Origin of the sequence: Mesorhizobium sp. M0815, from assembly GCF_040319995.1 — a bacterium.
Taxonomy (GTDB): domain Bacteria; phylum Pseudomonadota; class Alphaproteobacteria; order Rhizobiales; family Rhizobiaceae; genus Mesorhizobium.
The window spans coordinates 1-12,484 of sequence record NZ_JAMYOU010000002.1 but is presented as its reverse complement, the minus strand read 5'-3'; the positions used below and the strand labels follow the sequence as shown (position 1 = coordinate 12,484).

Annotated in this window: 12 protein-coding genes and 1 tRNA gene; 7 read left to right on the top strand and 6 right to left on the bottom strand. The window is 61.9% G+C overall.

Features of this window, described 5'->3' with window-relative positions:
• Positions 1 to 18: 18 nt before the first annotated feature.
• The 3 genes from NKI01_RS02635 to tkt all read right to left on the bottom strand — a co-directional run bounded on the left by NKI01_RS02635 (position 19) and on the right by tkt (position 5,287).
• Entirely contained in the window at positions 19 to 1,908 is a 1,890-nt protein-coding gene (locus NKI01_RS02635; protein WP_023720962.1) for a potassium/proton antiporter, read from the bottom strand.
• Positions 1,909 to 2,126: 218 nt separating this feature from the next.
• Positions 2,127 to 3,137, bottom strand: coding sequence for a type I glyceraldehyde-3-phosphate dehydrogenase (gene gap, locus NKI01_RS02630; protein ID WP_023720961.1), 1,011 nt, complete (start codon positions 3,135 to 3,137; stop codon positions 2,127 to 2,129).
• A 158-nt stretch (positions 3,138 to 3,295) separates the two neighbouring features.
• Positions 3,296 to 5,287: a transketolase gene (gene tkt, locus NKI01_RS02625; RefSeq protein ID WP_352847187.1), complete on the bottom strand. Its 1,992-nt coding sequence runs from the start codon at positions 5,285 to 5,287 to the stop codon at positions 3,296 to 3,298.
• Between the two features lie 260 nt (positions 5,288 to 5,547).
• Between tkt and NKI01_RS02620 the strand changes: the two genes are divergently transcribed.
• The 4 genes from NKI01_RS02620 to NKI01_RS02605 all read left to right on the top strand — a co-directional run bounded on the left by NKI01_RS02620 (position 5,548) and on the right by NKI01_RS02605 (position 8,049).
• Positions 5,548 to 5,820: a DUF4164 domain-containing protein gene (locus tag NKI01_RS02620; protein ID WP_006200774.1), complete on the top strand. Its 273-nt coding sequence runs from the start codon at positions 5,548 to 5,550 to the stop codon at positions 5,818 to 5,820.
• A gap of 4 nt (positions 5,821 to 5,824) precedes the next feature.
• Positions 5,825 to 6,190 (top strand): cell division protein ZapA, encoded by a 366-nt coding sequence (locus tag NKI01_RS02615; RefSeq protein WP_023720959.1) that lies wholly within the window; start codon positions 5,825 to 5,827, stop codon positions 6,188 to 6,190.
• A 174-nt stretch (positions 6,191 to 6,364) separates the two neighbouring features.
• The gene (locus NKI01_RS02610; protein WP_023720958.1) at positions 6,365 to 7,024 is read left to right on the top strand and encodes a peroxiredoxin; all 660 of its coding nucleotides are present in this window, start codon (positions 6,365 to 6,367) and stop codon (positions 7,022 to 7,024) included.
• 152 nt (positions 7,025 to 7,176) lie between these two features.
• Positions 7,177 to 8,049 carry an MBL fold metallo-hydrolase gene (locus NKI01_RS02605; RefSeq protein WP_352847189.1) on the top strand — a complete coding sequence of 291 codons (873 nt, stop codon included), beginning with the start codon at positions 7,177 to 7,179 and terminating at the stop codon, positions 8,047 to 8,049.
• 204 nt (positions 8,050 to 8,253) lie between these two features.
• Here NKI01_RS02605 and NKI01_RS02600 read toward each other — a convergent pair whose 3' ends face one another.
• The 3 genes from NKI01_RS02600 to NKI01_RS02590 all read right to left on the bottom strand — a co-directional run bounded on the left by NKI01_RS02600 (position 8,254) and on the right by NKI01_RS02590 (position 11,277).
• Positions 8,254 to 8,769 carry a hypothetical protein gene (locus NKI01_RS02600; RefSeq protein ID WP_352480872.1) on the bottom strand — a complete coding sequence of 172 codons (516 nt, stop codon included), beginning with the start codon at positions 8,767 to 8,769 and terminating at the stop codon, positions 8,254 to 8,256.
• A gap of 368 nt (positions 8,770 to 9,137) precedes the next feature.
• Positions 9,138 to 10,049, bottom strand: coding sequence for an RNA polymerase sigma factor RpoH (rpoH, locus tag NKI01_RS02595; RefSeq protein ID WP_352961786.1), 912 nt, complete (start codon positions 10,047 to 10,049; stop codon positions 9,138 to 9,140).
• Positions 10,050 to 10,236: 187 nt separating this feature from the next.
• Complete coding sequence (locus NKI01_RS02590; RefSeq protein ID WP_352961784.1) at positions 10,237 to 11,277, bottom strand: RluA family pseudouridine synthase; 1,041 nt, start codon at positions 11,275 to 11,277, stop codon at positions 10,237 to 10,239.
• A 26-nt stretch (positions 11,278 to 11,303) separates the two neighbouring features.
• Here NKI01_RS02590 and NKI01_RS02585 point away from each other — a divergent pair, with 26 nt between their 5' ends.
• The 3 genes from NKI01_RS02585 (at position 11,304) to NKI01_RS02575 (ending at position 12,256) form a co-directional block, all read left to right on the top strand.
• A complete protein-coding gene (locus tag NKI01_RS02585) occupies positions 11,304 to 11,687 on the top strand; it encodes a fimbrial protein (RefSeq protein WP_352480870.1) in 384 nt (127 codons plus the stop codon).
• Entirely contained in the window at positions 11,684 to 12,091 is a 408-nt protein-coding gene (locus NKI01_RS02580; RefSeq protein WP_352961780.1) for a VOC family protein, read from the top strand. The genes NKI01_RS02585 and NKI01_RS02580 overlap by 4 nt, the downstream gene beginning before the upstream one ends.
• A 90-nt stretch (positions 12,092 to 12,181) precedes the next feature.
• A tRNA-Glu gene (locus tag NKI01_RS02575) sits at positions 12,182 to 12,256 on the top strand.
• Positions 12,257 to 12,484 lie beyond the last annotated feature (228 nt).

Below are 12,484 nucleotides of genomic sequence, written 5' to 3'. Positions count from 1 at the left end.
CGGCTCGGGTCGACGCGGTCAGCCTTCGCCAGTTGTCTTTTCCACCACGGGCTGCGGAACCGGTTCCATTTCGGCCACCGCCTCGACCGCTCGCGCTTCGGCCGGCTTGCGCCGGTTGCGGATGAAGGCGGCGATACGGTCGCGGATTTCGCCGGCGCTGAGGAACACCGGAACGCGTGCCACCGGCGCGGTCGGCTCGAAGGATAGGCCAAGGCCGGTGATCCTGCCCTTGTCGTCGACATCGCGGACGATCAGCTCGATCGGACCGAGCAGCACGCGGTCGGCATATTCGGCGTGGCCGCCGAGCCGCGCCGTGACCAGATCGCCAATGGTGAGCTTGCGTTCCGCTTCGGTCAGGCCCGGCGCGTAGGCGGTCTCCAGTTCCTCGGCGGAGCGTGACGGATCGACGGCAAAGGCGCCGAAGAAATCCGCATCCTCGGGATCGACCACGGCACGGCTGGCGAACAGCTTGTCGAGCAGGCGCGGATAGCGGTCCGGCACGAAGATGTAGACATGATCGCCAGCCGCCAGCCGGCCCATATCCTGGAAGCGCATCGAGCGTCCGTCTCGCAGCACAAGCGACGGCCGCGCCCAGCGCGGAATGCGTTCGCCCCGCGCCACCGGGCTGCCGGGTGCCACACGGTAGGCAAGAAGCTCATGATGGGCGGAGCCCGGCAGTTCCAATTCGACCTTGTCGAGCGGTCCCAGGCGGGCCGGCACGATAAGGCCGAGGCGGCGCGCCAGCGGCCCGACGGTCCATCCCTGGATGACCAGAGAGACCAGCACGATGATGAAGGCGGTGTTGAAGATGAGGCGGCCGTTCTCAAGACCGCCGAGCAGCGGCGTGATAGCAAGCAGGATCGACACGGCGCCACGCAGGCCAACCCATGAGACAAAGGCGACTTCCGGGCGTGGCAGACGGAACGGCACCAGGCATAGCCAGACGGCGACTGGCCGTGCGACAAATATCAGGAACAGTCCGAGCAGCACCGCCGGCACCAGGATCGCCGGAAATTGCGAAGGCGTCGCGAACAGGCCGAGGATCAGGAACATGATGATCTGCGCCAACCACGACATCCCGTCCTGAAAGCGCTTGAGGATGGTGACAGCCCGGATATCGGAATTGCCGGCGATCAGGCCCGCGAGATAGACCGCCAGGAAGCCGGAGCCGCCGACGGCGCCGGCGGCGGCAAACACCATCAGCGACAGCGTCAGCACGAAGATCGGCAGCAGGCCGTGATCTAGATTGAGGCGATCGACAAGGCGCACGATGGCCATGCCGCCGAGAATACCGATGACCGCACCGAGCCCCATGTTGACAAGGAAACCGACGGCAAGATCGGTAACCAGCACCTTGGCCTCGGGGTGGGTGTTGGCGGCGATGACCTCGACCAGCGTGATGGTCAGGAAGATGGCGATCGGGTCATTGGTGCCGGATTCCACCTCGAGCGTCGAACGCACGCGCTCGCGCAAATTGATCTCGCCGGCGCGCAGCAGGAAGAACACCGCCGCGGCGTCGGTCGAGGCGACGGCGGCACCGAGCAGGAAGGATTCCAGCCATGTCAGGTCGAGCAAATAATAGGCGGCGGCGCCGAACAGGCCAGTGGTCAAAAGGACGCCGAAGGTCGCCAGCGACAGCGCCGGCCCGGCCGCCTGCCGCAAGGCATTGAGCGGCGTGCCGAAGCCGGAATCGAAAAGGATCACCGCCAGCGCCAATGAGCCGGCAAAATAGGCAAATCGGGCATTGTCGAAATGGATTCCGAGACCGTCGGTTCCGGTGGCAAGGCCGATGCAGAGAAACAGCAGCAGGAGGGGGGCGCCGAAACGGAAGGCGATCAGGCTCGAAAACGCGGCGGCAACGACAAGTGCTGCGCCAACGAGCGTCACCAGATAGATACCATGCTCCATTCGTTGGTCGCCCCTAGTCGATATGCTCCGGCATCACGGGAGAGTGGGGCGAAGACATGGCCGCTGCAAGGCAGCAGCGCGGCTTTTCGCCCTACGCTGCCGATAGTCGAATGTTTTGGCACCTCCGAGCAGCGGAGGCTGCCTCGGGGGGGCGTGCTGCAACGAAAAACGCCCGGACTGAGCCGGGCGTTGTCCAAGTCGAGAAGATGGTTCTGCGATCAGGCGATGGTCTTGCCGAAGGCGACAGCGGTGTCGCCCATGCGGTTGGAGAAGCCCCACTCATTGTCGTACCAGGCCAGCACCGAAACGAAATTGCCGTCCATGACCTTCGTCTGGTCGAGCGCCACGATCGAGGAGTGCGGATCGTGGTTGAAGTCGATAGAAACATTGGGATGACGAGTGACGGCAAGGATGTCCTTCAGCTTGCCGTTCGAAGCGGCGATTACCGCGTCGTTGATTTCCTGGACGGTGGTCGACCGCTTGGCGATGAACTTGAAATCGACCAGCGAGACGTTCGGGGTCGGCACGCGGATGGAGATGCCGTCGAGCTTGCCCTTGAGCTCGGGCAGTACCAGGCCGATGGCCTTGGCGGCACCGGTCGAGGTCGGAATCTGCGAAAGCGCGGCGGCGCGGGCGCGGTAGAGGTCCTTGTGCATGGTGTCCAGCGTCGGCTGGTCGCCAGTATAGGAGTGGATCGTCGTCATCATGCCCTTCTCGATGCCGACGGCCTCATTCAGCACGGCCGCCAGCGGCGCCAAGCAGTTGGTGGTGCAGGAGGCGTTCGAGATGACGATGTGGTCCTTGGTCAGCTTGTCGTGATTGATGCCATAGACGACGGTGAGGTCGGCCCCCTCCGCCGGAGCGGAGACGAGAACGCGCTTGGCACCGGCGGTCAGATGGGCGGCGGCCTTGTCGCGGGCGGTGAAGATGCCGGTGCATTCGAGCGCGATGTCGATGCCGAGTTCCTTCCACGGCAGTTGCGTCGGATCCTTGATCGCGGTGACCTTGAATTTTTCCTTGCCGACGATGATCTGATCGCCGTCAACCGTCACCTCATGCGGAAAGCGGCCATGCACGCTGTCGAAGCGCAGCAGATGCGCGTTGGTCTCGACCGGGCCGAGATCGTTGACGGCGACGACGTCGATATCCTTGCGGCCGGATTCGTGGATGGCGCGCAGGATGTTGCGGCCGATGCGGCCGAATCCATTGATGGCAACTCTGACGGTCATTGTTCTCTCCCTGGGAGTTGGGGGCCGAAGATCAAGTCCGCAGCTTCATAACGGCGGACGGGCAAAGAATCCAGCCGCCGAGGCTCGGATTTAAATCGATTAGTGCTCCGCCGGCCGGCAAAACCGCTATGCCAGCCTTTGCGGATCGGGGCTTAATTTCATTTGCCGTGCAGACGGGCTTCCGCCGCCTTCACCGTTGCTTCGGCGGTGATGCCGAAATGCGGATAGAGCTGTTCGATCGTGCCGGAGGCGCCGAAGCCGGTCATACCGATAAAGATGCCTTCGGTGCCGATGAAATAATCCCAGCCCTGACGGATGCCGGCTTCGATGGCAATCTTGAGCGGCGCATTGCCGATCATCCTGCTGCGATAGTCGGCGCTCTGCTTGTCGAACAATTCGAAGCACGGCACCGAGACGACGCGGGTAGCATGGCCGTGCTTTTCCAGCGCCTCGCGCGCGGCCAGGGCGATCTCGACCTCGGAGCCCGAAGCGAAGATTGTCACCGCCGCCTCGCCACTTGCGGCGGCAAGTTCATAGGCGCCGCGGCTGGAGAGGTTTTCCGCAACGAAGTCGTTGCGTACCGTCGGCAGGTTCTGCCGGGTCAGCGCCAAAGTCGAAGGCGTCTTTTCCGATTCAATGGCCAGCTGCCAGCATTCCGCGGTTTCCACCGCGTCGGCCGGGCGGAAGACATTGTGGTTCGGGATGGCGCGAAGTGCTGCCAGATGCTCGACCGGCTGATGGGTCGGGCCGTCTTCGCCAAGGCCGATGGAATCATGGGTCATGACGAAGATCGAGCGGATGCCCATCAACGAGGCAAGCCGCATCGCCGGACGGGCATAATCGGAAAAGCACATGAAGGTGCCGCCATAGGCGATAATGCCGCCATGCAGCGTCAGCCCGTTGAGCGCGGCCGCCATGCCGTGCTCGCGAATGCCGTAGTGGACATAGCGCTGGCCGTAATCGTCGGCAGTGATGTTCTTGGTCTGGCTGGTCTTGGTGTTGTTGGAGCCGGTCAAATCGGCCGAGCCGCCGATGGTTTCGGGCACGGCGCCGTTGATGACCTCCAGCGCCATTTCCGACGATTTGCGGGTGGCGACCTTCGGCTTGTCGGCGGCGAGCTTCTTCTTGTAATCGCCAATGACAGCATCGAAGTTGGCCGGCAGCGTGCCACCGATGCGGCGTTCGAATTCGCCGCGCAATTTGGTGTCGGCCTTGGCAAGGCGGCTTTCCCAGTCGGTGCGCGCCTTGACGCCGGCCCGGCCGGCGGTACGCCATGCGTCGAGGATATCGGCCGGAACCTCGAACGGCGGATAATCCCAGCCGAAGAATTTTCTGGCGCCGGCGATTTCCTCGGCGCCGAGCGGCGAGCCATGCGCCTTGTTGGTACCGGCCTTGGTCGGCGCGCCGAAGCCGATCGTCGTCTTGCAGGCAATCATCGTCGGCTTGTCGGAGTGGCGGGCCGCTTCAATGGCATAGGCGATCGCTTCCGGGTCCTGGCCGTCGATATGGCTGGCGTTCCAGCCGGACGCCTGGAAGCGGGCGACCTGATCGGTGTTGTCGGCCAGCGACACCGGGCCGTCGATGGAGATGTTGTTGTTGTCCCAGAAGACGATCAGCTTGTTCAGCTTCAGATGTCCGGCAAGCGCGATGGCTTCCTGGGACACGCCTTCCATCAGGCAGCCGTCACCGGCCAGCACATAGGTGTAGTGGTCGACGAGATCGTTGCCGAAAGCGGCATTCATGATGCGCTCGCCGAGCGCGAAACCGACCGAATTGGCAAGGCCCTGGCCGAGTGGGCCCGTCGTCGTCTCGATGCCGGCGGCATGGCCGTATTCCGGGTGGCCCGCGGTCCTCGACCCCAATTGGCGGAACTGCTTGATCTGGTCGATGGTGATGTCTTCGTAGCCGGTCAGATAGAGCAGCGAGTAAAGCAGCATCGAGCCGTGGCCGGCCGACAGGATAAAGCGGTCGCGATCCGGCCAATGCGGGTTCTTCGGATCGTATTTGAGAAAGCGGGTGAACAGCACGGTGGCGATGTCGGCACAGCCCATGGGCAGCCCGGGGTGGCCGGAGTTTGCCTTCTCGACGGCGTCCATGGCGAGAAAACGGATCGCATTGGCCATCCGGTCATGTTGTTCGCGCGAGGTCATGCTTCCTCCAAAATGGGGGTTTGGGCCTTGGGAAAGCCCTTGAAAAGGGTGCGCGACACATAGCAGGCGCGGCCTTTTAGTCAACAAATCGGTGTGCTTTTGCCGGTCTTGTGATGGCCATGCACCACTTACATTAGCGTTAGCAGGGGACAGTCGCGATCGCTTTATTGACGTGCGGTTCACACGGCGCGTAATGTTTCAGGGATAACGCGTTCTGAACGTGGATGATTCGGTGATGGGCAGGGCGCAGGACGAAAGCCATGACCGGGGAAACGACCCTCAAGGAAGTCATTGCCAGGCTGGGTAAGGCCATCGAAGGGCTGGAAAACGCCGTCGCGGCCAAGCTCGAGCACGAGCGGGACTATTCGGAAGCCGAGGCCGAAGTGCAGCGGATGAACGCCGACCGCTCGCGGCTGGCGCAGGAACTCGACAATTCCGAGGCCCGCGCCGAACGGCTGGAAGATGCCAACAAGGAAGTGTCGCGAAGGCTGGTGACAGCCATGGAGACCATCCGCGCGGTACTGGACAGGTAGGCCAATGGCACAAGTCACGGTTTCCATCGACGGCAAGCAGTATCGGATGGCCTGCGACGAGGGCCAGGAAGAGCATCTGATCGATCTTGCCGAGCGCTTCGACCGCTATGTCTCGCATCTGAAGGATTCTTTTGGCGAGATCGGCGACCAGAGGCTGACCGTGATGGCCGGCATCATGGTCATGGACGAGCTTTCAGAACTGCAAAAGCGGGTCAAGGGCATGGAAAGCGAAGTGCTGACGCTGCGCAAGACGCGCGACGACGCACTGACCAAGGCCGACAAGAACGATTCCGTGCTGACCGGGGCGCTCGGCGCGTTGGCCCAGCGCATGGAAGACCTGACGACGACGTTAGCAGTGAGCAAGGCCTGAGCCAGCGCAGCGAAAATTCCTGCTGCATTTGCCGAGAAGCAATGAAAATATTTCGCCGCCGGCCTCGATGCCGGCGCAACAGCCGTTTGAAGGATGACGCCGGAGTGGTAGAAAGGCAAAAGCAGCGCCGGTCAACGCCGGCTGCGATCTGCACTCACAAGGTAGGGACATGTCATGAGCCTCCGCATCAACGATATCGCGCCGGACTTCACCGCTGAGACCACGCAAGGACCGATCAGCTTCCATGAATGGATCGGCGACGGCTGGGCGGTATTGTTCAGCCATCCGAAGAACTTTACGCCGGTTTGCACAACCGAACTCGGCACGATGGCCGGGCTCGAAGGCGAGTTCAGGAAGCGCAACGTTAAGATCATCGGCATCTCGGTCGATCCCGTCGAAAGCCATGGAAAGTGGCAGAACGACATCAAGACGGCGACCGGCCATTCGGTGAATTACCCGCTGATCGGCGACAAGGATCTCAAGGTCGCCAAGCTTTACGAGATGCTGCCGGCGGGTGCCGGCGAGAGCTCGGAGGGCCGCACGCCCGCCGACAATGCCACGGTGCGTTCGGTCTACGTCATCGGGCCCGACAAGAAGATCAAGCTGGTCCTCACCTATCCGATGACGACGGGCCGCAACTTCGACGAAATCCTGCGCGCCATCGATTCCATGCAACTGACCGCCAAGCACCAGGTGGCGACGCCGGCGAACTGGAAGCAGGGCGAGGACGTCATCATCACCGCTGCTGTCTCGAATGAGGATGCCATCAAGCGCTTCGGCGCCTACGAGACAATCCTGCCATATCTCAGGAAAACCAAGCAGCCTTCCGCCTGAGCAAGCAGAGGCGGCACGGAGAAATTTTTGGTTTTCCTAGCCGTGTGAGCACGGGGTGCTTGACGACGCCTGGTTGACGGACAACCATGCCTTTCATTTGCCGTGGCTGAGAAAATCATTCCTGCCACGGTGAGAGATCAAGGGGGCTGGGATTGGACGCATTATCGGCCAGGTCGCAGGTCACCGGCTTCTATGACAAGCCGAGCGGGTCCGTCCAGTATGTGGTCGCCGACATGGCGACCCGCAAATGCGCCATTATCGATCCGGTGCTCGACTTCGACGAAAGGTCCGGTGCAACGGCAACGAAAAACGCCGACGCCTTGCTCGACTTCGTCAGGGAAAGCGGGCTGGAGGTCGAGTGGATCCTCGACACGCATCCGCATGCCGACCATTTGTCCGCCGTCCATTATCTGAGGGGGAGAACCGGAGCGCCGACGGCAATCGGCGAGAGGATCATCGACGTCCAGAAATTGTGGAAGGTGATCTACAACTGGCCGGAATTCCCCGCCGACGGTTCGCAATGGGACAGGCTGTTCGCCGACGGCGCGACTTTTTCGGTCGGCGGCCTTCCGGCAAGAGTGCTGTTTTCGCCGGGCCACACCCTGGCCTCGATTACTTACGTCATCGGCGACGCCGCCTTCATCCACGACACGCTGTTCATGCCGGACAGCGGCACCGCAAGGGCAGACTTTCCCGGCGGCAGCGCCGAGCGGCTCTGGCGTTCGATCGAGGACATCCTGGCACTGCCGGACGAGACACGTCTGTTCGTCGGTCACGACTACCAGCCGGGTGACCGCGAAGCGCGCTGGGAAAGCACGGTCGCGGAACAGAAAGCCGGCAACATCCATGTTGCCGGCTGCAAGACGGAAGCCGACTTCGTCGCGCTCCGCCAAGCCCGCGACAGGACGTTGCCGATGCCGCGGCTGATCCTGCACGCGCTGCAGGTCAATATGAATGGCGGACGCCTGCCGGAACCGGAATCCAACGGGCGGCGCTATCTGAAATTTCCGCTCGATTGCCTCTGAGGAGATGGGTCGCTGGCACTACAAATGCCATTTCAAACTCGGCGCCCGCTCATCGTTCCGAGATGGTCATCTAAGTTATTGATTAAGTTATTGATCCTGATTCGATTTTTGCGATGTGTGAATCCGATAGGTCGCCATACGGGAGAAGGTGGCGGCAGCCGGATGAGGAGCGGCGCAGACGCCAGCTAAGTGTTTAGTCCAGCGTCAGGGTTTTGTTCGGCGGGCTAAATGTTCATACGTGATTTGCCAAGGATCGCTCTCGGAAGATCTTTCCTCGCCAATCCAATGGAAGCTGTTGGCAGTGATCTCAGTGAAACGCCATCGAGTTTTCAGACCGCGCGAGTCATTGCCGAGCTGGACAATGTCCTTACCCTCGGCCCGGCCGATCTGGCGCGAGTGATCCCGGTTGAGCGGGTCGTTCCATATGATATGCCAGCCATCGATCCCAGGATCGAAGATGCGCAAGGTTGTGCCATACATCGTCGACGGCGCAGGGCGCTTGGGCCTGATCCAAACGTCCTGAATCGCGCGGCCTTCGAGCACCCAGCCAAAATGGCATTCGCCATCCCATTTCTGGATTGTCCCGTCATCGAGGTAGTGGACCGTGTCCATTTCCCAGCTTCCAATTAGCCATCCATACAGGTCCATGTCTTTCGCTCGGTCGGCTGGGGGACCTTCGGATCCGAGAGCGGTCAGAAACGGAGAAATCGTCATCGTCATATCGCCTTTCGTTTCCGAACAGACGAGTTCAACTGCCCGGCGCGGCCCCGGCGGCCCGTTGTCGCCCGCCTGCCGCAAGCGCCGCCTTGTGGAATTTTGCGACGGAAGCCCGTGTCGGCGCCGGAACATTGCCGCCACAGCTTGCAGCGTTGCGGTTTCCAGAGCTTGGGGAAAATTGCGATAATGCCGCTATCGATGGGATCGTCTGCGGACACGATGGCGAGGCTACTGAGCAGTTTATGGCAGTGGATCGGACATCCGCGAAGGCGCCGCGGAACTGGCAACCTTCTAAAATAACGGCGGCGCCAGTTACCTGACGCCGCCGTTATTTGTTTCTACCGGCCGTTATTTGTTTCTATCGGAAGGCTTTACGCCGCCGGCTGCGCCTCGATGGTGCGCAGCGCCTGCATCTGGCGCTTGGCTGCGGCCTTGACCGCGTCCTGCACCTTCTCGAAGGCGCGCACCTCGATCTGGCGCACGCGCTCGCGGCTGATATCGAACTCGGCCGACAGCTCTTCCAGCGTCAACGGCTCATCGGCGAGGCGGCGCGCCTCGAAGATGCGGCGTTCGCGGTCGTTGAGCACGGCAAGAGCGCCCGACAGCATGCCGCGCCGGTTTTCCAGCTCGTCCTGCTCGATCAGCATCTCTTCCTGGCTTTCGTGATCGTCGACCAGCCAGTCCTGCCATTCGCCGGATTCGCCTTCGCTGGCCCGGATGGGCGCATTGAGCGAGGCATCGCCCGACAGACGGCGGTTCATCGACACGACTTCCGCTTCCGAGACGTTCAGCCGGGTGGCGATCTCGGTAATCTGGTCGGGCTTCAAATCGCCTTCGTCGAGCGCCTGGATCTTGCCCTTCACCTTGCGCAGGTTGAAGAACAGGCGCTTCTGGTTGGCGGTGGTGCCCATCTTGACCAGGCTCCACGAGCGCAGGATGTATTCCTGGATCGAGGCCTTGATCCACCACATCGCATAGGTGGCGAGACGGAAGCCGCGCTCCGGTTCGAATTTCTTGACGGCCTGCATCAGGCCGACATTGCCTTCCGAGATCACCTCGCCGATCGGCAGGCCGTAGCCGCGATAGCCCATGGCGATCTTGGCGACGAGCCGAAGGTGGCTGGTGACGAGCTTGTGCGCAGCCGTGGTGTCATCATGCTCGGCGTAGCGCTTGGCGAGCATGTACTCTTCCTGCGGCTGAAGCATCGGAAAACGGCGGATTTCTTCCAGGTAGCGGCTGAGGCCGCCTTCGCCGGAAACGATACTGGGTAGTGACTGGGCCATGATAGCGCCCCCTCTCTATTGGAGTGATGCCCCCGAAACGCGGCAGGCATGTGGCGCGAATGCCAAAGGCACATTCGCGCCAACCGACATATATAGGAACAAAACCAGAAAGACAGGCATTTGTTCAACACGAAACAGTGTGTCACGCTGAAGTGAACAACGCCGGTCAGGTTTTCAGGTGGTTGGTTCAAAGCTTGCGGAAGCCGTCGACGAGTTCCTCCATCTCCCACGGTATCGGTGCTTCGAACCTCATCGTTAAATGGGTATCCGGATGCCGAAATGCAAGGAGGCGGGCGTGCAAAGCTTGTCGCGGAAATGCTTTCACTTTGCTGGTTAGCGGCTCAGGCAACCGGTTGGCCTTGGTGCGGAAAGCCTGGCCGTATTCGGGGTCGCCAATCACCGGATGGCCGATATGGGCCATGTGGACGCGTATCTGGTGGGTGCGACCGGTTTCCAGCCGGCATTCGACCAGGCTCGCCGTGGCGAATTCCTGCTGCTGCTCGCCAAAGCGCTCAATGACGGTGAAATGCGTTATGGCGTGGCGGGCATCGTCGCGGCCTTGCGGCACCACGGCGCGGCGTACCCGGTCGGCGGCGCGGCCAAGCGGCGCGTCGACCATCCCCGTCGGCCTTGCCGGTATGCCCCAGACCAACGCCAGATAGGCGCGCTCGAGATCGCCGGTCAGGCCGTGGTCGGCAAAGGCCTCCGACAACGCCTTGTGGGCGCGATCGGTCTTGGCGACGACCATGACGCCACTGGTCTCCTTGTCGAGGCGATGGACGATGCCCGGCCGTCTCACCCCGCCGATGCCCGACAGGCTGTTGCCGCAATGATGGATCAGCGCGTTGACCAGCGTGCCGGTCCAGTTGCCGGCGCCGGGATGCACGACCAACCCGGCCGGCTTGTTGATGACGATCAGCTCGCTGTCCTCGTAGAGGACATCCAGCGCAATATCTTCGCCTTGCGGCTCCGCCGGTTCCGGCTCCGGCATGTCGACCGACACGCTGTCACCTTGTGCCATCTTGCGCTTCGTCTCGCTGGCTGGCCTGCCGCCGATCCTGACCGCGCCCTGCTTTATCAGCATCTGCACCCGGCTGCGCGACATGTCGGGGCCGAGCCTGGCCGCCAGCCATTGGTCGAGCCGTTGGCCGGCCGCATCGGCGCCGGCCTCCAGCACGATCTGTCTGGCCCCTATTAATTGTCTGACCTCTTCGTTATGAGCGCTCATCGAAAACAGTTCCGGAATCTGCTGCCATGGCCCGGCCGCTTGCCGACGAAGACGAGGAAAAGCCGCTCGACCCCGAGGTCGAAAAGGTGCGGAGGAAGCTCGTCCGCTTCGTCGCCATCAATCTCGGCCTGCTGTTCCTCGCCCTTATGGTGGTGATCGCGGCGCTTGTCTACAAAGCGCGCAATGCACCGCCTGTCAGCCCTCCGCTGAGCAGCGACATCCAGGTGCCGATCGGCGAACCGGTCAATGGCGACATCGTGCTGCCGGTCGGCGCCAGGGTGGTCAGTCAATCGCTCTCCGGCAATCGCCTGTCGATCGACGCCGAGCTGGCAGACGGCAGCCGCGCCATCTTCGTCTATGACATCACCGAACGACGCATCGTCGGCCGTTTTTCGATCAGGAACAAATGACCGGTTTTGCCGAACACCGCAGCATTGCCACGGTCGCGCTCGTCGTCGCAAATTATGACGAGGCGATCGCCTGGTATGTCGACCGGCTGGGTTTTGTCCTCACCGAAGATGTCGATCTCGGCGGCGGCAAACGCTGGGTCACGATCACGCCAGGCAACGGGCAGGGGGCGCGGCTGCTTCTGGCCGAAGCATCCGGCGATGCGCAAACGGACGCCGTCGGCAACCAGGCCGGCGGGCGGGTTTTTTTGTTCCTCGAAACCGACGCTTTTGCCCGTGACCATGCGCTGATGCTCGAAAAGGGCGTCGAATTCCGTGAGGCGCCCCGGCACGAGACCTATGGCACTGTGGCGGTTTTCGCTGATCTCTACGGCAATCTCTGGGACCTGATCGAGCCAAAACGCTAGGCTTGCAGCGGATATTTCACCGGCGCGACAGGCAGCCTTAAGCCTAGTTGCTTTTTGCCAGCCGTCAGCCTATATCGCCGGTTCTTGAACGCGCCCATCGTCTAGCGGTCAGGACACCGCCCTCTCACGGCGGGAACAGGGGTTCGATTCCCCTTGGGCGTACCAAGTCTCTCCAAGCTCTCCGCAAACCATCAATCCGATCCATCGCCTTGGGTCGCGGCGGGTTTGGCTCATTGCCGCTCAGTCATGGCTTCGCACGATACCAAGATATGCTGCGAACGACACATCCACGGCGCGCTCAACCATTCGATAGTGTCCTGAAGGTTCTGCAAAAAGTTTTGGAGAGAGAACGGCGCTTGCTCTGAAGGGCGAGCGGCCATGGCACGGTGGTGA